This is a genomic window from Serratia sp. JSRIV001, assembly GCF_019968745.1.
GTDB lineage: Bacteria > Pseudomonadota > Gammaproteobacteria > Enterobacterales > Enterobacteriaceae > Chania > Chania fonticola_B.
In genome coordinates, this window is the sequence record NZ_CP074147.1 from 2,778,291 (window position 1) to 2,800,572 (window position 22,282).

The 22,282-nt window shown below is 48.9% G+C and carries 18 protein-coding genes and 1 pseudogene; 7 read left to right on the forward strand and 12 right to left on the reverse strand.

Going from position 1 to position 22,282, the window contains the following annotated elements; translation table 11 throughout:
• Window position 1: 1 nt before the first annotated feature.
• Genes KGP17_RS12745 through KGP17_RS12755 form a run of 3 tightly spaced genes read right to left on the reverse strand, consistent with a single transcriptional unit; the run spans window position 2 to window position 4,063 of the window.
• Window positions 2-1,786, reverse strand: coding sequence for a GMC family oxidoreductase (locus KGP17_RS12745; protein ID WP_223499493.1), 1,785 nt, complete (start codon window positions 1,784-1,786; stop codon window positions 2-4).
• Window positions 1,773-3,608, reverse strand: coding sequence for a GMC family oxidoreductase (locus tag KGP17_RS12750; protein WP_223499495.1), 1,836 nt, complete (start codon window positions 3,606-3,608; stop codon window positions 1,773-1,775). The genes KGP17_RS12745 and KGP17_RS12750 overlap by 14 nt, the downstream gene beginning before the upstream one ends.
• Entirely contained in the window at window positions 3,605-4,063 is a 459-nt protein-coding gene (locus tag KGP17_RS12755) for a sugar dehydrogenase complex small subunit (RefSeq protein WP_021806366.1), read from the reverse strand. The genes KGP17_RS12750 and KGP17_RS12755 overlap by 4 nt, the downstream gene beginning before the upstream one ends.
• A gap of 828 nt (window positions 4,064-4,891) precedes the next feature.
• Between KGP17_RS12755 and KGP17_RS12760 the strand changes: the two genes are divergently transcribed.
• The 3 genes from KGP17_RS12760 to KGP17_RS12770 all read left to right on the forward strand — a co-directional run bounded on the left by KGP17_RS12760 (window position 4,892) and on the right by KGP17_RS12770 (window position 8,614).
• On the forward strand, window positions 4,892-5,314 hold the full coding sequence (locus tag KGP17_RS12760) for a DoxX family protein (RefSeq protein ID WP_179251557.1): 423 nt from the start codon (window positions 4,892-4,894) through the stop codon (window positions 5,312-5,314).
• Window positions 5,315-5,760: 446 nt separating this feature from the next.
• Window positions 5,761-7,539 (forward strand): glycosyl hydrolase family 28 protein, encoded by a 1,779-nt coding sequence (locus KGP17_RS12765; protein WP_223499497.1) that lies wholly within the window; start codon window positions 5,761-5,763, stop codon window positions 7,537-7,539.
• Window positions 7,540-7,576: 37 nt separating this feature from the next.
• Complete coding sequence (locus KGP17_RS12770; RefSeq protein ID WP_223499499.1) at window positions 7,577-8,614, forward strand: NADPH:quinone reductase; 1,038 nt, start codon at window positions 7,577-7,579, stop codon at window positions 8,612-8,614.
• A gap of 307 nt (window positions 8,615-8,921) precedes the next feature.
• Here KGP17_RS12770 and KGP17_RS27975 read toward each other — a convergent pair.
• A pseudogene (locus tag KGP17_RS27975) lies at window positions 8,922-9,020 on the reverse strand (hypothetical protein); the annotation flags it as partial.
• 61 nt (window positions 9,021-9,081) lie between these two features.
• On the opposite strand from KGP17_RS27975, the gene KGP17_RS12775 reads away from it, so the two are divergent.
• Window positions 9,082-9,345: a hypothetical protein gene (locus KGP17_RS12775; RefSeq protein ID WP_037375889.1), complete on the forward strand. Its 264-nt coding sequence runs from the start codon at window positions 9,082-9,084 to the stop codon at window positions 9,343-9,345.
• 382 nt (window positions 9,346-9,727) lie between these two features.
• On the opposite strand, the gene KGP17_RS12780 is transcribed toward KGP17_RS12775, so the two are convergent.
• The 6 genes from KGP17_RS12780 to KGP17_RS12805 form a co-directional block, all read right to left on the reverse strand.
• Complete coding sequence (locus KGP17_RS12780; protein WP_037375891.1) at window positions 9,728-10,033, reverse strand: hypothetical protein; 306 nt, start codon at window positions 10,031-10,033, stop codon at window positions 9,728-9,730.
• Window positions 10,027-10,830 (reverse strand): hypothetical protein, encoded by an 804-nt coding sequence (locus KGP17_RS12785; protein ID WP_223499501.1) that lies wholly within the window; start codon window positions 10,828-10,830, stop codon window positions 10,027-10,029. The genes KGP17_RS12780 and KGP17_RS12785 overlap by 7 nt, the downstream gene beginning before the upstream one ends.
• A 157-nt stretch (window positions 10,831-10,987) precedes the next feature.
• A complete protein-coding gene (locus KGP17_RS12790) occupies window positions 10,988-11,596 on the reverse strand; it encodes a hypothetical protein (RefSeq protein ID WP_223499503.1) in 609 nt (202 codons plus the stop codon).
• Window positions 11,597-12,155: 559 nt separating this feature from the next.
• Window positions 12,156-12,545 carry a DUF4440 domain-containing protein gene (locus KGP17_RS12795; RefSeq protein WP_223499505.1) on the reverse strand — a complete coding sequence of 130 codons (390 nt, stop codon included), beginning with the start codon at window positions 12,543-12,545 and terminating at the stop codon, window positions 12,156-12,158.
• Between the two features lie 137 nt (window positions 12,546-12,682).
• A complete protein-coding gene (locus KGP17_RS12800; protein WP_223499507.1) occupies window positions 12,683-14,146 on the reverse strand; it encodes an aspartate aminotransferase family protein in 1,464 nt (487 codons plus the stop codon).
• A gap of 15 nt (window positions 14,147-14,161) precedes the next feature.
• Window positions 14,162-15,547: a diaminobutyrate--2-oxoglutarate transaminase gene (locus tag KGP17_RS12805; protein ID WP_021806373.1), complete on the reverse strand. Its 1,386-nt coding sequence runs from the start codon at window positions 15,545-15,547 to the stop codon at window positions 14,162-14,164.
• 602 nt (window positions 15,548-16,149) lie between these two features.
• Between KGP17_RS12805 and lysC the strand changes: the two genes are divergently transcribed.
• Complete coding sequence (lysC, locus tag KGP17_RS12810; RefSeq protein WP_094981726.1) at window positions 16,150-17,511, forward strand: lysine-sensitive aspartokinase 3; 1,362 nt, start codon at window positions 16,150-16,152, stop codon at window positions 17,509-17,511.
• A 49-nt stretch (window positions 17,512-17,560) separates the two neighbouring features.
• On the opposite strand, the gene KGP17_RS12815 is transcribed toward lysC, so the two are convergent.
• Window positions 17,561-18,340, reverse strand: a complete 780-nt coding sequence (locus tag KGP17_RS12815) for an ATP-grasp domain-containing protein (protein ID WP_223499509.1) — start codon at window positions 18,338-18,340, stop codon at window positions 17,561-17,563.
• A 125-nt stretch (window positions 18,341-18,465) separates the two neighbouring features.
• Window positions 18,466-19,425 (reverse strand): LysR family transcriptional regulator, encoded by a 960-nt coding sequence (locus KGP17_RS12820; protein WP_037376048.1) that lies wholly within the window; start codon window positions 19,423-19,425, stop codon window positions 18,466-18,468.
• Between the two features lie 363 nt (window positions 19,426-19,788).
• On the opposite strand from KGP17_RS12820, the gene KGP17_RS12825 reads away from it, so the two are divergent.
• Complete coding sequence (locus KGP17_RS12825) at window positions 19,789-21,075, forward strand: amino acid permease (RefSeq protein ID WP_037375894.1); 1,287 nt, start codon at window positions 19,789-19,791, stop codon at window positions 21,073-21,075.
• Window positions 21,076-21,090: 15 nt separating this feature from the next.
• Window positions 21,091-22,272, forward strand: coding sequence for a cystathionine beta-lyase (gene metC, locus KGP17_RS12830; protein ID WP_021806378.1), 1,182 nt, complete (start codon window positions 21,091-21,093; stop codon window positions 22,270-22,272).
• Window positions 22,273-22,282: the final 10 nt, after the last annotated feature.

Below are 22,282 nucleotides of genomic sequence, written 5' to 3' on the forward strand. Positions count from 1 at the left end.
ATCAATGTTTCCGTCCGAGTATATGGTCGGCAGTGGCGAAGGTCAGGGCCGTCATGGTGAGCGTGGGATTTGAGGTGCCCAGCGTTGGCATGCTGCCGCAGCCAATAACGTAAAGGTTGGGGTGATCCCAGCTTTGCTGGTGCCGGTTGACTACCGAATTCTCTGGCCGCGTTCCCATCCGGTGGGTGCCTGCAATATGGCCAACGCCCGCCCAGATGTAACCGTTACCTTGCCAGGTGAAATAACCGGGGTTGTCCGACTGGTAGTGGGTAAAATCCTTGATGCCCAGTTGGCTGAACAGGCTGCTGGCCACTTCGCGGCCAAACGCCATGCCGCCTTGGCTATAGTCGTCCACGTTGTAGTGGATCACTGGCCGGTAATTACCGAGCGGATCACGCCAGCGATCGTCGATGGTGACGCGATTGGCGGCATCCGGCAGCTGTTCGGTCATCATGTCCAGGCGGATTTGCCGGGGCAGTACCTGCCCAAGCTGTTGGCGTAACTCCTTGCCATACAATCGCTCGTCATCCACCATATCCAGCGTGCTGTCCACCGGTTCGTTGCGTGGCCAGCTCCAGCCCCAGTTGCCGATCTCCAGCACAAAGGCGGCGCGATCGCGGCGGAATTCGCCACCCCGGTAGTTCACCAGCGTTGACGTCAAACCCGGCCCACGAAATGCGCCTATCGCTTCCGGCGCTAACCCCCAAGACAAGATGGCGGGATGATCCATCAGGTTACGCCCCAGCTCTCCGCTGGACTGACAGGCCTGTGATGCCTGTAATAACACGGCATTTTCGATGGCGTTGGCGGCCAGAATAAACAGCTCGCTGTGTAAGGTGATCGGCTCAAAGTCATGGCTGCTGTCGTTCTTCCACACCTTGCAGTCCAACGCGCTGATTTTCCCCGTCTCTGGCGCGATATGCAGACGAGAGGCAACCGCCTGGATCAGCAAATCAGCATCCGTTTCCACCAGGGTTTTTAACGCGTTGTAACGAGCCTGGATCGGGCAGATCGGAATACAGCTGGAGTTGCCCATGCAGCGGCGACCCACGGCCGGATTTCCCACCGCACCACGCGGGGTATAACCTGCATTGGGCACGCTGTTTCTGCCTTGCGGAATAGAGCGGATCTGGGCTTTGTCTGCCGTACCGGGTAATTCGGCCTGGGCCAATCCGGCGATCATCCAGCGATCCAGATAGCTCTGGGGGATCTTTTGCATCGGGTACTGATAGCCCTGCGCAAAATGGATGCCGTGGTATTGCTGATCCTGCACATCGGCGGAAACGCCAATTTCGAGTTCAGCGCGTTGATAATACGGCAGTAACTCTTCATAGCTCAGCGGCCAGTCCACGCCACGACCAAACAGCGTGGCCATGGCAAAATCCTCCGGCAGCATCCGTGGACAGCTGCCAAACCAGTGCAGCGAAGTGCCACCCAGCCGGCGGGTATAGTTACTTTCAAAGGGATAGGGCCCCATCTGCACGAAATACCCTTTGTGCGAAGGCTTACCGGGCGTGATGGGTTCAACGTCAGTCACTTCCGGCTGTGGTGCGTTAGGGGAATCGGGATAGGGTGCGTTAGGCGTTTTTGCCACGGCCTGCATAAAGGTTTGCACATGATCCAGGTGCTGGCCAAAGCTGTCGTTGCCCGTCCCGGCTTCGACGATCAGCACCCGGCGGCCAGCTCGGGTCAACTGCTTGGCCATGATACAACCGGCAAATCCTGAACCTACGATCACCGCATCATAGGGTTGGGCGGTGGCTTGCTGCCAATCAATCTGCCGCATGATGCCCCCCGTTCAGATCCTGCAGGATGTTGTGTGCAGCCCAACAGGTGAGCGCCGACATGGTTAACGTCGGGTTTGAGGTACCCATGTTGATCATGTTGCCGCAGCCCACCAGATAGAGGTTGGGGTGCTCCCAGGTGCGCTGGTCCTTATTCACCACTGAGCTTTCTGGTGAACCGCCCATGCAGTGGGTTCCGGCAAAGTGCCCGGCACCGTTAAAGGTGAGGGTTCTGCCGTCAGGGCAGACGAAGGCTCCAGCATCCTCTTTTGAATAGGACGAGTAGTTTTTGATATCGGCCTGATCGAAGATTTTCATCGACATATCGTAGGCGCTGGCGAAACCGGCTCGGGTATAGGGCGATAAATCGTAGTGAATGACCGGGCGGTAGTTACCCATTATGTCTAGATAATTCGGATCGATGGTGACGCGGTTATCGTACTCCGGCAGCTGTTCCACCAGGATGCCGAAGCGGAATTGACGTGAAACCTGGTCTTTGAGCCTTTGACGTAACTCTTTACCGTGCAGTTGCTCGTCGTCTACCAGAGTGATCACATCTTTCGACGGCGCCTGAGCTGGCCACAGCCAACCGTCGTTGCCCATTTCGAACCGATACGGTGCGTGGTGTTTACGGAAGCTGCCACCGCGCAGATCCTCGATGCCGGAGGTCGCTAATGGGCCACGTAGCGGCCACAATGGCGTTTTCTTGGTAAGCCCCCATGTCAACAGCTCTGGGTGATCCATCAGATGGCGGCCAACCAGATCGTTGCCTTTACAGGCACCGGAGGCCAGTAATAGCACCGCGTTGGCGACAGCGTGGGCGGCGAGCACATAGCGTTTGCCCTTCACCGTATGCAGGCTGTAGGAGTCATCGCCAGGATATCGATAGTGTTTGAACTGAACGCCGTTGATCGCCTTGCTGTGCGGGTCGATATCCAATTGGAACGCCACGCTCTGCAACACGATATCTAGCTTTTGGTGGTTGGCGGTGTTCAGCGTTTTCAGTGCGTTATATTTGGCCTGAATAGGGCAGATAGGCACGCAACTGGAGTTACCCATGCAACGGTGGCCCACTTTGTCGTTACCCACGGCACCTTTTGGGGTATAGCCCCGGCCCTGATCGTAATCACTATTGGGAACGCTATTGCGTGAGGCGGGCGTTCCGCGCACTTTCAGGGTGTAAGACTTACCGTCATCTTCCACCTGCATGCCATCGATACGGCTGGCCAGTTGCTTGTCGCTCCAGCTCGCGGGCAGGCCGTGCATTGGATAAACATAGCCAGGTGGGAAGGTGACGCCCAGGTAAGACTGTTCTTCTACATTGGCGGAAACCCCAAGCTCCAGCTCCGCCTTACGGTACCACGGCTCCAGCTCTTGATAATCGATCGGCCAATCGATACCCACGCCATACAGCGACTTCAGGCGAAAATCCTCTGGTAGCATGCGCAGCGAGGTGCCGAGCCAGTGCAGGGTGGTGCCACCGAGATAACGGGTGTAGGTCGAACTGAATGGCAGCGGTCCCCGCTGGACAAAGTAACCTTTATCGCTTGGCGTCTTGCTGACTTCGGTTTCCAGCGGTTCCGGGGCATTAGGATTGCTTGGGTAGGGCGCATTGGGGATTTTGATGGTGGCGGTATAAAAGGTGTTGAGGTAGTCCAGATAGCCTTGATAGTCCGTCCCCAATCCGGTACCGGCTTCGACAATCAGGCAGCGTTTTCCCGCTTGCGTCAGGGTTTTGGCAACGATGGCGCCGGAGATCCCACCCCCTACGATCACCACGTCGTACTCGGTTGTCTCTGCTTGTTCAGGAGTGATGATATTCATAGTTTCACCACTGTGGAGGTGGTGACTGGCGGTTCAGACCAGGCACCAAAGCCTTGTTGTTTGGCACCCTGTGGATGGGCATGGATCGCATCCCACACCAAGCCCTGTTGATAGCTGTTAGCACTGGGGATCTGGGTATCATTCGGGTTGTCTGGCGAATACCACTGGCCTAGGTACCACAGTTTGATAATGCTACTCACCAACGTTGACAACTTTTCAGAACCCAGCAGTTGGGTTTCTACAAAGGAAGAGTGCTGTGCAGCATCTGCCGGGAGATCGCCGTACGTTGCCAACAACGTGGCAAAACGTTCTGCCGCGTGCGTTTGTACCCAGTCAAAATAAAAGGCTGCCTGACCCGTACCGAGTAACTCAAAGCGGTCGAAACCGGTTAATAAACGGGAAAGATCGATAAATTGCTGTAGTGCCGCATCGGATGCAAGTTGTTCATCGCTCATAAGGTGCTGCCTGTATGGGTTTTTATTATGGCGGCCTTAATACTGCCACCGGGAAAAATCAATAAAACAGGTTGCATTAGTCATTTTGTTTATTGCTATGGATTAATAGGGCGTATTAATCCCTGAGCCTCCAGTAACGTGGATGTTCATGATTTTTGTTTTTTAGATGCACTAAAAATAACGCTATTGTAAAAACAATAACGGTAATTTGATGCATGTTAACCTTTTGAATTTAAATGAATAGTGTGTGCTGAGCGCAAGCAAGATCGCCGCTGGTGGCGAACAGTTACGTGAGGCTCACAAAGTTTACTTCCCGGGCTAATGATATTAGCGGTGAATTGCTATGCTAAATAAAATGAAATACACAGAGCGGGCCAGCATTGCGCAGGCGCGTGGTATCTCATTAAAATAAAAGCTCGTTCCGAATGTTACGGGTTAAAGTACGTGGTTAAGTTTTTTATTTCTCTTAATCCACCACATTCTTCAGAGTGTAATAAATATGGTATGAGAGGCCATATTCCGCAAGCTTAAGCATTAATAAAGTATTTAATGATATATAATCCCCACGATGGCGATATGTTTAGCTGCCAAAAAACCAATGTCAGCATAAAATGCCAATTATTAACATTTCATCCCTATAGATAGAAAGATAATTCTTCTCAAGCTTACTATAACGCCGCGATCTAAGGAGGCGGGCATGCAGGTGGCGTCGGTTTTTATGAAAGTTTATTTAATGTGTTAGATCAAGGTTTACTACGAATTTCGTTGTAAAAATGCAACTTAGGATTAGATTGATTGCGATTATCATTAACTCTCAATAGGTGCAACATGGTGAATTGGTTTAATCGTGTCATGGATCGTCCGGATCTGGGCAAACTGATACTGCGCTTGGCGTTCAGCATTATGATGATATTCCATGGGTGGCATAAACTGATCGGCGGCATCGATTATATCCAGGGATTGCTGATTCAACATGGGTTGCCAGGATTTATCGGTTACGGCGTTTTCGTCGGTGAGCTAGTAGCTCCACTGTTGATTATTTTGGGGATTTTTACCCGCCCGGCGGCGTTGGTGTTTTCATTTACCATGCTGGCGGCTTACCTGCTGATCGATCCCGGCAAGGCGCTGATGCTGACCAAGGTAGGGGCCTGGGGAGCAGAAGATATGGCGGTGTATTTCTTTGCCGGGCTGGCTATCGCTTTCCTTGGCAGCGGTCGCTATTCGGTAATGAAGGATCCGAACTGGCGCTGAGGTAGGCTATCCCTTATCGCTAGGGCTCACTCCGTGGCATTCCAGTGCTGAATGCCACTTCAATATTTCTCTACATAGGTTTTTGGGGTGAGGGGACTCGCGCTATGTGATCCATTTTTGACACCTGTCACAAATCAATAAACCATAATGTCTATTTTAATAAAATGGCGTTTCTTTTATTTGGATTTAACAGTAAAAGAGTTAATATTCAATGCGCTGTATACCTATTAGCCTTTCAATCTGCGGGTTTTCGTTCGCCTTGCTCTAGTCGCTATAGACGCTATCTAAACTGAGCCGGCGGGGCGGTTTGCCGTTCAGCTGTTGTTTGCCTGCAACTTGCGATTCTTTGGGTACAGCAACCTTGACTGTTCTTCCAGTGATAAGGGATCCCCATGAGAATACAGCTCTCTCCTTCCTCTATAACGATTAAGACTATGTTTCTGTGTATGGCAACCAGTTTGATTGCAACCACTCCGCAGGTATCTGCCGCTCCACTAAATAAACAAGCACCGCAGCAATTGCATGTTCCAGCCCTGTCTGCTGACGACAGTAGCCTGATGTTGGTGTGGAAAGCGCCAGAAGATACCGGAGATATCGCTGACTATCTGGTTTATTCAGCAGGGAAACTGCTTGGTAAAGCCAGTGAAAACAACGATCGGTTTTCACCTGCCAAGCCTTACATCAATCATTTTTATGCGAATGACAAAGATAATTTTTCGCAGCGGATTGTGATCCAGAATTTCAAAGTAACGGATTTAAAGCCCGAGAGTCAGTATTCATTTACCGTTAAAGCGCTCTATGCCGATGGTACGCTATCAGACGCGAGCCAAAGCGTTACGGTAAAAACTACCCCGTTACCGACCGTGGTCAACATCACGGATTTTGGCGCTAAAGGGGATAGCACCACGTTAAATACTAAAGCGATTCAACGGGCGATTGATGCTTGCCAACCTGGCTGCCGGCTTGATGTCCCTGCGGGAGTTTATAAAACCGGGGCGCTGTGGTTGAAAAGTGATATGACGCTTAACCTGCAAGCGGGTTCTACCTTGCTGGGTTCTGATGACCCGGCTGATTACCCGCCAGCTTACCGGTTGTATAGCTATTCTACTGAAATGCGGCCAGCCTCTCTGCTTAATGCCATCGATTCAGAACACGTAGAGCCGGGAACTTTCCGCAATATACGCATTGTTGGGCCAGGAGTGATTGACGGCAATGGCTGGTTACGCCAGAAAACCGCTGAGATTGTCGATGAGGTGGGAAACCGTCTGCCACAGTATATTTCCAGTAGAAACAGTGAAGTCCATAAAGATGGCATCTTGGCTAAGCATCAGGTCGCCAAAGCGGTGGCCGAAGGCGTGCCGCTACAAGTCGCTTATGGGCAGCGCCGATCTAGCCTGGTGACATTGCGTGGCGTGGAGAATGTGTATCTGGCCGATTTCACCGCACGCAATCCGGCTTTCCACGGCATTATGCTGTTGGAGAATCACAATGTGACGGCCAATAACCTGATCCATCAAACCTTTGATGCCAACAATGGTGATGGCATTGAGTTTGGTAACAGCCAGAATGTGATAGTCATGAATAACTTCTTTGATACGGGTGATGACTGTATTAACTTCGCGGCAGGAACCGGGGAAAAAGCGCGTGAGCAACCTTCAATGAAAGGGGCTTGGTTATTCAACAACTATCTGCGCCGGGGGCACGGCGCTGTGGTGACGGGCAGCCACACAGGGGCCTGGATTGAGGATATTCTGGCCGAAAATAATGTCATCTACCTTACCGATGTAGGTTTACGCGCCAAGAGCACCACGGATATCGGCGGTGGTGCTCGTAACATCACATTCCGCAATAATGCCATGAAGGATATTCTCCGCCAGCCGGTGATCCTGACGTTGAATTATTCGGATCCTAACGCCAAGATTGATTACCCTGCGGCGAAAAAACCGGCTCAATTTTATAATTTCCTGGTGCAGAACGTCACGGTACAGGGAACGTTGGGGGATAAGCCAGCAATCGAAATCAAAGGGAATAGCGACAAGAATGCCTGGCACCGGCAGATTCGCTTCAACAATGTGCATTTCAATAATGTGCCCCCAACTGCCATCAGCGATTTAGAAGACAGTCAGTTTGACCACGTGACTTTTAGCCAATTACGAGGGGATACACCTTGGCATTTCAATGCGATCAGAAATGTGACCGTCGATGGTAAGCCTGTAGCACCGTAATGAATTTCAGGAGGTTTTAAGGCAGGGATTCCCTGCCTTGGTTATCCGTTGGTATCGCTCAGTGAAAAGCCCGATAGAACCACCTGTAAGCCCCTGTGTTAGGCAGCCCGATGATACGCATTGGCGTCAATTTCGTGATATTGACGTTAAACATGATGGTGTCCCTTTGCTTCTTCATGTTGGTCAATTTTTGACAGTTTGCCGTAGAGAGTTTAGTCTGGTTCCGGATGCTGGTTTTGCAGGGGCAGTACAAAAGTTTCCGCAGATCATTCCTCACCAGGATGGTTCCGGTGTGATAGATATGGTCGGTATTGGGATCTCGACAGACCGCATAGGACAGAGAGTGTGGGTTTACGAGGCTCAATCTGACCGTGCATTTGGCACCGCAGCGCAATATGTAGTAATTCCTTCACTGAATGCCGTTGCATTACCTGGCAATGTCTCTTTCGAAATCGGTGCTTGTCTCGGTATTCCAGCAATGACCGCACATCGTTGCTTGTTTGCTGATGGAGATATTCGTGGGAAATGGATACTGATTCAGGGAGGTGCCGGGGCAGTGGGATCAGCCGCTATCCTTCTGAGCAAGTGGGCTGGCGCGCGAGTTATAACTACGGTGAGTCGTCCAGAGCAAGAGGCCGTAGTGAGTAAGCTTGGCGCTGATATTATACTTAACAGACGTACTGAAGACATAGCTGAGCGGGTTAAACAAGTAACTGATGGGATAGGCGCTGATCGAATTGTCGATGTAGATTTAGCCAATAATTTCAATACAGATGTAGCTTGCTTGAGAAAATCAGGTGTCATCAGTGCCTACGCCACCGATGAACCATCGACTCAACTCCAAATTCCTTTTCTGAAAACGATGTTTGAAGGTTTTGTCTTTCGATTCGTATTTGTCTATACGATGCCAGAAGAGGCACGAAATGAAGCTATTAGGGACATAACCGCCTGTATGAAAATGGGGGCATACACACCTGAGGTCGCACTTACACTTCCTTTGGCAGATATCGCCACCGCTCATGAGACTCTGGAATTGGGGGGTACTATTGGCAAGATACTGATCAGTTTGGAATAGTGGAGAGCAATTAGTTTGAGGGGAAATCCAGGAGACTGATCGAGCAGGTTAACGTTTTACCTAAATTACCTTCATCATTGCCACTTGAAGGCGAATAAACTTTAGATGACAACTTCAAACTGGTCAGAAATTCGCATGATCTTTGGATTGAGCCAGAATTAGACATTAGCATTGAGCCTCTACAGACTTTGTCAACGCAGCTTTAAAGTGTCACCTAGCCCTGCAAGATACAAAAGTCACTTTCCGTGTAGTTCTAGATGCAAATCCAATTTTGGTACTATCCTGATTTTCCGATGTGTCAGGTGGATCAGTTCCAGGAGTCCGTATTCATAAAGTGGCGTACTTTATTCAGCAATTGCCACATCGAACAGCAACTATGATTACGTGTTATGCTATCGTTTATGCTCAATTTTTGGCCCTTTTGTTGGGCAGATGTAGCCGCTTACACGACATGGAGAGAAGTGAGTATGAAACTATTACCCTTACTGGCATTTACCCCGGCACTTATCGCTACAGGGTGTATTGCTGATGATGTAATGAGAGCGGAGTTTAGAACTTTGGCAGAGTGCTTGGCGTCGATTGAGAGGAGTACAAGTTCCACTCTCACCATTATCAGAGACAAGCCTGAAATCGTTACAGGCAACCTGTCTAACGGAAAAACCTTTGCTTGCGAACTAAAAGAGTCCGGCACCAAGGGGACATACTACGAAGGATGGTATATGGTTGACTGAATCCGCAGAATTCGGCAGGTTACCATGAAGACATTCAGGGTGTGGAAAATCAAAGTTGAGATCAAAAAGGCTAAATGTGTTCACCTTATTCCTGGGTGGGACAATCGTGACAGGCACGTTCTGCTGAACTGGCTCTCTGTTTTAGTCGTGGTATTACGGCTTGATGCGTGACGAGTACTAACTCGAACGAGCAGCAGCGACGTTATCAGATACGGGGCTTTGACGATGAGGTTGAGAAATGATCTCCCGAACTGCCAATCAGCATCACTGTGTAACTGACCGTTCGGGGCCGATGGGATCGCTTAAGCCAATCGATAACCTTCGTCTCTGGCACACCACTATGCCGATGCCACCAACTTGCAGCCACCAGGACAACCTATTTTTACCATCCTGACCATTTTCCACTAACCATTTTATGGTTAATCAGCCTTATTGCCAGAATTCCTAGACTTACCTTTATTAAAGAGCCTCCGATGTCAGTAGATTGTCCAGATACCTCTAAAATTACGCTTAATATTATCCCACTCCAAAATAATATTGTGCTCCATAGATCTGAGTAATACTCGACCATTGCCGACAACCAAATTTCAAAACTAACATTTTCATTCATATTGCATTCTTCCTTTTTAAAGTTATGATCTTTTATCACAATGGATAATTTGATAATCATTTTAATGAGTTCTAACATTCATTCATGGCTAATTTACTTAACCACTGAATTGCCCCCGGAGTTCTTACCCAGGGCTTAAGATTATTATTTATATAATCAATCGCTTCGTCTAATGCACCCAATGTTATATATCCCGTAGTAGACTTGGGTTGCATACGACGCTTTGCTAGTAATCCTGGAATGTGCTTATTGGCGCTAATTGCAACTTTTGCAATATCATCTGCATCCGGCGATGAATTTCTGTAGGCGAGCAGGGCACGTGAGTACTGTAGGTAAGGCCGTATATCTCCTGAGTAATCGTCAAGTAACACGGCCAGCTCGTCCACCATTTCAAGCTCGATGTAATAACTCGCTAAGAGATGACGGATGCCCTGATTATCATTAGGGTTAAGGTGAAGCATTTCGCGGCAATGTGTCATGGCCGGGTAAAAATTACCAGCCTCCCACATTGCATCAGCTAAAGCGGCTTTGGCTCGCATATATGGCCGGGTTTCTCCAGCTCCCCAGAAACGCCCTGCGAATTCCTGGAAATCTTCGCCAAGTGCTATGGTGGCCGCGTACAAAGCCGTTTCGAGATAGCCAATTTTGGCTGTAGGTTGTTCTTTAGATATCTCACTATAGAATGAATATGCATCAGCACAAAGCGGGGACTTCCTGATCGCCTTTCTGATGAGCTTTAGCACGGCGTCAAGATCATCTATTTCCCAGGCATCAAACATAAACTCTTGAGCATCAGCCAAATCCTGATGTAACTGCTCAGGGCTTACTTCTTTAACGTATAAATCCACGCGCTTTTTGGTCGGAAATTTTATCATGTCAAACGTCCTTTTTAGATGCCGGTGTTTACCCGTCTACTTACCAAATGCTGATTTTAGCGCTTAGCACTTGCCCGAACAAGCATCCTTTAGGTTTTTATATTCTTCCATTCCTTAAGACTATTTTTATTATGAATCATTCTGTAGATACCCTGAATCAATTCATGGCCTTCATTATCTTTTCCCTGGAGCAGGCCACCAACCAAAGACCATCAACGTCCGCAGGTCTACATTTATATTTATCATCAAACTGACTAATATATCTGTTTTGCAGCGCAGTATTTGCGTTGCTGACATACTCAGGAATAGGAATGCGATAAGTGATTTCTTCTTTATCATCACAGCCGCTTAGAAGTAGACTAAGGGAAATGATTAAGGCCGTTTTAATTACATGTAACTTCATCTCATCATTATCAAAGTATTCTTTGATAATACAAAAGCACAATCTATCTATGCTGTTCAAATACATCTCAACGCATTGATTAAAGTATAGTGAAGCTGATGATATTTCATCCTGAGAACCTGTTTTTTGTAACTCTATAATATTGATCGATGCTTTTGCCAGTTCAATACGGCTACTATTCAGTTGACTCTCGACCTCAAGAAAAGTTCCTAGCCCACTGATTTTATTTGCTTTTACTGTCTCTTTGATTTGTTCAGTTAAATTACCAAGTTGTGATATAGCAACACCTAACATGATTAGCGCAATTATTGCCGAGAATGAGTAGATAATTATTGATGCAATATTATATGTTTCTGTGCTCATCCTTGCTCATCGTTATGTAGAAAAGACGCCTGCGATGAAAACCATTTTCTCAGCTGCGTCAATCGGCACAGCTGTACCTGAAATCTGTTAGGAGGGAGAATGCAATATTTAAAGCCGCAACAGACTCAGCACGTATTTGCAAAATCATGTGACCGTTGTGGTCATCGCTCTGAAGAGAACGACATTGAGATTAATGAGTTTTTGTCCATCGACCGCAAGGCTGGTTATGGATCGGTTTTTGCTGATGGTCACCAGTCTGTGTCAGCATTGTGTAGCTGCCGTTCTGGGGGAATGGATGCGTGTCGGGGATAGGAGCCGCTCCTGAAAACTGACTGCTTTAGAAGCGTTGTTGCATCAGGACAAACCATGGCCGCAGAACCTCAGATTTCACGTACCGTTACCAAGGTGCGCATAATGTATATTATGTTAAATTGAATTGGCAATTACGCACCGGGTTATCCCGCTATGTTTATCTCACCTCACCTTCACGCTTTGTCTGCTTGGTTTTCTAGAAGTTGGTTCATGGGTGGCGATTATTCGAGTTGATACACAGTTGGCTTCAATCCTCGATCTGTGTTCCTTGATGAAAACGCATCTGCCAATGGCCTCCGCGCTCTTGTGACGATTGCAACCAGATCGAAGAACGCTCGGCACGGCGAACTATGCTGCCATCCACATCACGTTGAAAACTTTTATACCTCAACAATACGGCACCATCGGCAATCTTCACCAGTTTGAACTCTTCGGCAAAAATCTGTGGCTGGCCGCTTTCCAACTTTAGCGCCGCAATGGTTTGCTGCCTGTCATAGTGCAGCCCGGAACAGCCGATCTCTTCAAAATCGTCATGCAGCAATTCTCCGACGAGATTAGCATCGTTACGCGTTGCCGACTGATGGAGTTTAACCTCTAGTGAGTGGATTACTGGCAAAAGCTGTGCAATATCGTGCAAAACGCCCTCCTTTTTTGATCGCGCTACGTGAAATCTGAGAACTAATGGCTGTCATTACCCAGCAGATTTCATCAGAGGAAGCCTTTCGGCTGCGCCGAATTGACTAGCAACTCGACGCAGTTTCGGCTACTAAAGGATTACGCGTTAAGCAACTTTTCAGCCGTCTCTTTCACGCTGGCCAGCAGGATTTTTACGTCTTCCAGACAAACCGTTGGGTTCAGCAGCGTTAGCTTCAGACAGGTTACCCCATCTGCTTCTGTTACCCCTACGTTGGCGCTACCTGATGCCAACAGAACATCGCCGACACGCTGGTTTAACAGCGCGATAAACGCACGATCGTCGCTTTTCGGGCAGAAACGGAACAGTACGCTTGCCAACTGTGGCTGCATAACCAGTTCCAGATGCGGTTGTGCAGAGACATACTCAGCCACTTTCTGTGACAACGTAACGCCATTATCAATGATTTCGGCGTACTGCTTTTTACCCAACGCTTCAAGGCCCATCCACAGTTTCAGGGCATCAAAACGACGTGTGGTTTGCAATGATTTTGACACCAGGTTCGGTACGCCCTGTTCTTCGTCAAAATCAGAGTTCAGGTATGCCGCCTGATAACGCATCAGCTCGTAATGGCGTGCGTCTTTCAGCAGGAATGCACCACAGCTGATGGTCTGGAAGAACTGCTTGTGGAAATCCAGTGTCACGGAATCTGCGGATTCCAAGCCGTTCAGGTAGTGGCGATACTTCTCAGAAAGCAGCAGCGCTCCGCCCCATGCGGCATCAACGTGAACCCAGATATTTTCCTGCGCGGCCAGCGCGGTGATTTCCTCTAACGGATCAATCGCACCCGCATCGGTCGTACCGGCGGTGGCCACAATCGCCAGCACCTGCTCACCGTTGGTTTTCGCCTGCGCCAGTTTGGTTTTCAGGTCAGCGATATCCATACGCGAGAACGCATCGGTTTTCACCTGAGTGACTGACTGGTAGCCCAGCCCCATCAACGCCATGTTTTTTTGCACGGAGAAGTGTGCGCTTTCGGAGCAGAACACTTTGATTTTGCTCAGATCGCCCGTTAAACCCTGCTGCTGAACGGAGTGCCCCTGACGCGCGAAGAAAGCATCACGCGCCAGCATCAGCCCCATAAGGTTACTCTGGGTACCGCCACTGGTGAACACGCCGGCATCACCGGCGCTGTATCCTATCTGCTCACGCAGCCACTCGATGAGTTTGATCTCAATGATGGTGGCTGACGGGCTTTGATCCCAGGAGTCCATGCTCTGATTAGTGGCATTGATCAGCACCTCTGCTGCCTGGCTAATCACCAGGCTCGGGCAGTGCAAATGCGCCACACATTGTGCGTGATGTACAGAGAGGCTGTCCTTGAGGAAATACTCAACTGCACGCTCAATGGCGGCCTGGTTACCCAGGCCCTGAGAGGTAAAGTTCAACTGAATGCGCTCGCGCAGCTGGTCGACGGTTTTCCCCTGATACATTTCTGGCTGCTTTAACCATTCGATAACGGCTTTGCTGCTTTGCTCAATGGCATCCTGATAGTCGGCGATACTTTGCGCCGAACCGGAGAGAATTGGGTTGTTATCAGACACGATCGTTAACTCCGATTAAACCGGCTCCATGCCAGTGGCCAGCAAGGCGTTTTCAAATTTATCGAGGAAAATTTCCAGCTCAGCGTCGGTGATCAGCAGTGATGGCAACAGGCGCAGTACGCAACCATGACGGCCGCCTCGCTCCAGAATCAGACCGGATTCGAAGCATTTTTTCTGCAGCAATGCCGAAAGCTCGCCATCCGCCGGATAGCATCCCATGTGATCCTGTGCTTCGTTAGGCTTCACGATTTCAATGCCGATCATCAGGCCCAGGCCGCGTACATGGCCGATAGCCGGGTAACGTTTTTGCAGTTCGGCCAGTTTACCTTTCAGCCACTCGCCCTGGGCGGCAACTTTATCCGCAATGGCGTTGTCTTTAAGGTGCTTAAGCGTGGTCAGACCGGTGGCCATTGCCAACTGGTTACCGCGGAATGTTCCGGTATGGTGGCCTGGCGCCCATGCGTCAAACTGTTTTTTGATGCCCAGTACGGCCAACGGCAGACCGCCACCGACAGCTTTAGACATAACGATGATGTCTGGCTCGATACCTGCGTGTTCAAACGCGAACAGCTTACCGGTGCGTGCGAAACCAGCCTGGACTTCGTCGATGATCAGCAGAATGCCATTGTCTTGCGTGACTTTACGGATGCGCTGCAGCCACTCGGCTGGAGCCGGGTTCACACCACCCTCGCCCTGCACCGCTTCGAGGATCACCGCCGCTGGTTTGCGTACGCCGCTTTCCACATCGTTGATCAAGTTATCGAAGTAGTACGTCAGCGCTTTAACGCCTGCTTCGCCACCGATACCCAGCGGACAGCGATACTGATTCGGATAAGGCATAAACTGCACTTCCGGCATCATGTTGCTGACGGCTTCTTTTGGTGACAGGTTGCCTGTTACGGCGAGCGCACCGTGCGTCATACCGTGGTAGCCGCCGGAGAAACTGATGATGCTTGAACGGCCGGTTACTTTTTTAGCCAGTTTGAGCGCGGCTTCAACCGCATCAGCGCCAGACGGACCGGTGAATTGCAGGCAATACTCTTTGCCCTGGCCCGGTAATAAAGAGAGTAAATAGGAGGAAAATTCGTCTTTCAGAGGTGTGGTAAGGTCCAGCGTATGTAACGGTAAGCCGCTGCTGATGACACTTTGAATGCTTTGAAGCACGTCAGGATGATTATGACCCAGCGCCAAAGTCCCGGCGCCTGCAAGACAATCAAGATATTGATTATTTTCAACATCAGTAATCCAAACGCCCTGCGCTTTGGCAATTGCCAATGGCAGTTTTCGTGGATAGCTTCTGACGTTAGACTCAAACTCGGCCTGTCTCGCTAAAAAGGTATCATTGCTTTGTGGTAATGAACTAGCACTTAAAGTATCAATACGGACTTTATCCGTCATCATATCACTCCCACAACCTCGGGTATTATTAACGCCGGGTTGAATAAAAGGTTAAGGGGATTGCCTGTAAAAACGCGGCCAATATATAGCATTTTAATGGTGTACTCAATCTTTTGTTTCAACATGCAATTAACCCTTTAAAGTCAAATAATAACAATAACTTATCTTTCGCCGTACATTAATTTTTGTTACCAATATCGCACAAAGCGTTACGAATGCCCGGATTAGATACAACGTCATGAAAACCATCGTTTTGCTATGGTTTTATTCTTTTGTTACACGATTTTACCGTTAAGAATGTTAGGTGTTGGCCTGTAAGGCATTCTTTTTTACTGATTTATTGCGAAATAAAATAAAAATGTCGATCCATTAAGATAAATCACTTACTATGGCGCGCTTATTTTACTCTCCGTAAATAAAGAATTAATGCGCATCACACCGGTAACGCGTAAGAGGCAATACACGTTATCGACAACAGGAGGCTTTCCTGGGTTGTCATCAGAAATGTTCGCGGGCGGACATTTCGTAAGGCGAAGCGTGCTTCCCTTATGCCGAGAATGAAAATTTTCTTGCCATTTTTTATGGCGCCCTGATATGAGATTGTTATGACACGCATTTATCCACAATTCGTCGTTGCCAAGTTTGGCGGTACCAGCGTTGCTGACTTTGACGCGATGAATCGCAGTGCCGGCATTGTTCTTGCTGATGACCACGTCCGCCTGGTCGTTTTGTCTGCCTCCGCAGGGGTCACAAATCTATTGGTCGAACTTTCTGAAGGGCTGGAAAGTCGTGATCGTATGGATAAAATTGATACCCTTCGCACTATCCAGTACAACATTATTTCCCGCCTGAAAGCGCCGCTGGTCATCAGCAAAGAAATCGATCAGCTCCTTGAAAATATTGCCCGCCTTGCCGAGACGGCATTGACAATGCCTTCCACGGCGCTGAGTGATGAACTGGTCAGCCATGGCGAGTTGATGTCGAGCCTGTTATTTGCTGAAGTGCTTCGTGAACGTGAAGCGCAAGCGGAATGGTTTGATGCCCGTAAAGTCATTCGAACCAACAACCTCTACGGTTGCGCCGAACCCAATATCAACCTGGTCGAGGATCAGGCAGAAGCCCATCTCCGGCCGCGTATTGAGCAGGCGATTGTTATCACCCAGGGTTTTATCGGCAGTGATGATGCCGGGCATACCACCACGCTGGGCCGGGGCGGTAGCGACTACACCGCCTCCCTGCTTGGGGAAGCATTGCAGGCCGCACGTGTCGATATCTGGACTGATGTGGCCGGGATCTACACCACCGATCCGCGCATTGTGGCGCAGGCCCGGCGTATTGACCATATCTCCTTTTCCGAAGCCAGCGACATGGCTGCTTTTGGTGCGAAAGTGCTCCACCCGGCGACCCTGTTACCCGCGATGCGGAAAAATATCCCGGTCTTTGTAGGTTCCAGCAAAAATACCGCTGCCGGTGGAACGCTGGTTCGCCGTGAGACAGAGAATCCGCCACTTTATCGTGCTATTGCCATTCGCCGTAAACAGACGTTGTTGAGATTGCACGACCTGCATACGCAACCTGCATACAGATTCTTTGCCGAAATGTTCGCGATTCTGGCAGAACATCGGGTTGATGTGGACCTGGTTACCACCTCCGAGAGCTGTATAGCGCTAGCCCTGAATTCCACGGGATCCACTTCGGGAGAAGATAACACCCTTACCACCGCGTTGCTTACAGCACTCTCTTCTCATTGCCGAGTTGAGATTGAAACCGGGCTGGCCTTAGTCACGCTGATTGGCAATCAACTCCATCGTGGCGCGGGCGTATGCCGGGATACATTTGTGGATCTGGATGAGTATGCCGTGCGCATGATTTTCCATGGCGCATCAAATGATAATCTTTGCTTCATGCTACCAAGCGAAGTCGCTGACAGCGCGGTTGTAGCGCTACACCGTAGGTTATTTGAGTAAGTTAAATGGGGCGTTTACACGCCCCTGAAACGCCTGCCTATTTGGGCTCCTATGACGCCATAAATATCCGTACAAAGCGCTCAACCGGCCATTCCTTGATGTCGGATACCTGCCCATCCCCGATCTCTATAAGCCGGAGCTGACCTGCATCATTTTCAATCATATCGATGGAGAAAAATGGAGCATCGACGAGCTGCGCGATTTCAATAACCACCTCTGGAATAATTCCGTCAGCAGAGAAAACCTTGCCATTCAATGAAAAATATCTGCGCTCACTCTCGGGGACAAAATTTTCAAAACGTCTAAGGCTGACTCCCCCTTCAATCTTCCCTCGGAAGTGCTCAATGGATTTCAACACTTCGCGGATCTCATCGGCATTTGCGGCAACAGAGCCTCTGGAAGTTGTCAGTGATTTAACATAATCCTTAACGAAGTAACACGGCCACTTAAGCCGATCGGTCAGCATATCGAAATCAGCATCTGCACTGACCAATACGGTTTCCGGCGTATACTTTTGGCAAATTTCGTACCAGCCGGTGATGTAATGACACCGAATATAATCATCAAATGATTCAAGCATTTGCCCGCCACTCAGCGAAACGGCTCTATGCAGTTGTTGATACTCTTCCGGGCTCAGCATCCATCCACGCCATATCACGGGGACATCTGGCTCAAAGCTGTGAGAGAACTTGTACTTTCCCATCGAGGCGTGTTCAGAGGACAGCAGCACACAGGTTAATCCATTCTGTCTGGCACAGTTAAACTCCTGCTCAAAGGTTTCATCGGCCTTGGCAGGGTTAAAGTAATCACTGGGATAAATCAGCTGCATTTAAATTCACCCTATTTCCATTTATTTTACGGCACCGTAATGGCTTATCCACTGCCAGTCAATCTGTTGTCGGAACCTTAATGCCTACTCTGCCATCAACTTCACATTCTGGATGACAAACACAGCTACCCTGCCATCCAATCGTCCCAGACAGGCGTCGATGAGATTTTTTCCACAATAAAATCAATAAAGCTTCTCACCTTGGGATCTTGATAATGCCCTGGATGGTACAGTGCGAAAAGATGGTACTCATGCTCTTTAGCTTCGTGATCCAGCAAAATGGGGATCAACTCGCCATCAGCGATATGGTCACCCAGCATGTAGGTCGGCAGATTGACGATCCCCTGATGATGGAGCGCAGCCTGTAGCAGCCCCAAGGTACTGTTCACCTCGACGATGTTATTGATTTTTAACGAATGCCCATCGCCGCCAATAAAGTGCCAGTTATCAGAAACGTTTGGATTGATCAGGCAGTCGTGATCCTCCAGGTCTGCCAGGGTTTTCGGCAGGCCACGGCGTTCAAAGTAGCGCCGGCTGGCGCAATAAACCCAGTTGATCTTACAGATTTTGCGCAAAGCAAAATTACTCGGCGGGTGTGCGGTAATACGCAGCGCAATATCGATATTCTCTTCGTTAAGGTTGACGCTTTGGTCATTTAAATCGACAGACAATCTGACGTCGGGGTTGATTTCTCTATAGTCACTGTACAAACGCATCAGATGGGTAACGCCGAAGGCAATTGAACAGGTAATTTTGAGCTGGCCCTGTGGGTGGCTGCGGAAACTGGAGGTATTAACCAAGGAGTCATCCAGATCCGCCAGCAGGTGCTGCGCCCGGAACAGCAGATATTTGCCTGGCTCGGTCAAAATCAGGTTACGCGTGGTCCTTTTCAGCAAAACGATGCCAAGATACTCTTCCAGTTGGGAAATGCTGCGGCTCACCGAAGACGGCGTCAGGTTCAACTTCAGCGCTGCGGCAGAAAAACTGTTACATTCAACGACCTTGATAAAGATTTCCAACTGCCGGAAGATGGCGTAGTTGTCGATTTTTGCCTTGAATGAAACGGAACCCCTGGTTGACGACATCATCTGCCGGTACCCCTTTGTGAATTTATACGGCCGCATGGATCTGATATCAGGCTAGCAAAAAAACGCTAAGTCAGTAAAATTCCTATACATTATAATTGACTATACTCACTAGATAGCGACGCTACCAACCCTTTCAGTCAGTTTTCATAAAAAGCACATAAAATAGGACAGCCATCAACTTTTGCGTTTCACGCACAAGTATTTTCATTTAATAACACCGCTAGCTGCTTTAAGTTTTACTTACCAGTACGTACTATGTTTCTATGTCAGATAAGATTACCTCTGACAAACGCGATGTTTTACATAACTTCTCATTTCGTGAGAACACGGCTGTGATCATCTTGCGACAGGAAGACAATGATGAATAGCATAATAAATACAGATATCAAGTCTAAAGACGCGTATAAAAGCATTCCGTTTACCCGATATGACTTCGGCTGGGTTATTCTCTGCATAGGTATGGCCATCGGTTCCGGCATTGTTTTCATGCCGGTTCAAGTGGGCATTAAAGGCATTTGGGTATTTATCACTTCGGTTATCATTTCTTATCCGGCGATTTATTTGTTGCAAAGTCTTTACCTTAAAACATTATCAGAAAGTGAAGATTGCCAAGACTATACTAACGTCATTACGCAATACCTCGGGAAAAACTGGGGATTTTGGCTAGGTATTGCCTATTTCCTGATGTTACTACACGGCATGTTTTCTTATTCCCTGGCCGTTACTTTTGACAGCGCCTCCTATATTCAGACCTTTGGGCTGACGGAAGGCTTGCTGTCAGACTCCATCTGGTATGGGTTGGTGGTGCTGGTTGCCTTGGTCAGCATTGCCGCTCAAGGGGAACGGTTGTTGTTCAAGGTCTCCGGCCCGATGGTGTGCGTTAAATTTGGGATTATCGTTGTATTAGGGGTCGTGATGGTTCCACATTGGAACTTGAATAATATTACTGCCTTCCCTGAACTGCTGCCATTTATGCGCGACGTGTTTTTGACGTTACCCTTTACCCTTTTCTCCATTCTGTTTGTTCAGATACTTAGCCCGATGAACATTGCTTATCGTAAAGTTGAATCGGATAAACGTATTGCCACCTATCGAGCTATCCGCGCCAACCGTGTTGCTTATATTATCCTGGCGGTTGCGGTATTGTTCTTTGCCTTCTCGTTCACTTTTGCTATCAGCCATGAGCAGGCCGTTTCCGCTTTTGAGCAAAATATCTCTGCGTTAGCTATTGCAGCCCAGGTTATTCCCGGATCTGTTGTGAGAGTAATGAGCGCCCTGCTGAATATTTTTGCCATCTTAACGGCGTTTCTCGGGATTTATTTAGGGTTCCAGGAGGCGATCAAAGGGATTGTGACTAATATTATCTGCCGTTTTATTCCGGAAGAAAAAATCAATCAAAAAGTGCTTCACATTGCCATCAGCGTTGGCGTTGTGCTGGGGTTATGGGCGTGGATTTCAACCCGCTTCTCTATCCTGTTCTTTATGCAACTGGGGAGCCCTTTGTTCGGGTTGGTATCATGCTTGATCCCTTGCTATCTGGTGTATAAAGTCGAAGCACTTCATAAGTTTAAGGGGCCCGCCGTTTGGTTTATCACTTTCTTCGGTATTTTGCTTTGCCTGTCCCCCTTCTTTAAATTTTTCGAATAAACGATGAGGTTAGCAATGAGTAAATCACCAAGCTCGGATTTCAGCATCGGCACCCGGATTACACAGATCGGCCGAGATCCCGCCAAACAGGCCGGATTTGTCAACGCAGCGGTTTATCGGGGTTCAACGGTTATTTTTCCTACCGTCAGCGATATTGAGCATAACCGAGCCGAGTTTAACTACGGGACGATGGGCACACCCACGATCGCTAATCTAGAAAATGCGTGGAGCGAACTGGCTGGAGCGGCAGGGACAGTGCTCTCCCCCTCCGGGCTGGGCGCAATTGCGCTGGCATTGCTCACTACGTTGAAAGCAGGCGATCACCTGTTAATGCCTGACAGCGTGTACAAACCTACTCGCCTGTTTTGTGCTGGGATGTTGGGCAAAATGGGGATCGAAACCACCTACTATGATCCATTGATTGGCGCAGACATCGGCACCTTGTTCCGCCCTAACACTACCACCCTGTTTTTAGAATCTCCTGGCTCTCAAAGCTTTGAAATCCAGGATATTCCAACCATGGCGGCGCTGGCAAAACAGCAAGGGATCGCCACCATTATTGATAATACCTGGGCAACGCCGGTATTTTTCCGCGCCCATGAACATGGTTGTGATATTTCCGTAGAGGCGGGTACCAAGTATTTGGGCGGGCATTCCGATTTACTGATGGGCGTTGTTTCAGCCAATGATGCCTGGTGGCCTAAATTACGCGAAGCCTATGATCTGATGGCGATGTTGCCGGGCGCAGAAGACTGTTTTCTCGCCCTACGGGGTTTGAGGACCATGTACTTACGCTTGAAGGAGGCAGAAAAGCGCGGGCTGGAGATGGCTCATTGGCTAAAATCCCGCCCGGAGGTATTGAAAGTGCTCCACCCGGCCTTCCCTGATTGCCCAGGGCATGAATTCTGGAAACGCGACTTTACAGGTTCTTCGGGCCTGTTCTCTATCATTTTGCAGCCGGAATATACCAAGGCTGGTGTTGATAACATGTTGGATAACATGTCGATTTTTGCCATGGGTTACTCGTGGGGAGGTTTTGAAAGCCTGGTGATCCCGTTTAACTGTGCCGAATACCGCACCGTGACGCAGTGGCAACCCGGCGGCCGGGCGCTGCGCTTGCAGATTGGGCTGGAGGATATGGATGAACTGAAAGCCGATCTGGAGCAAGGCTTTGAAAGATTGAAGCAATTTAGTTGAGACGTGATTT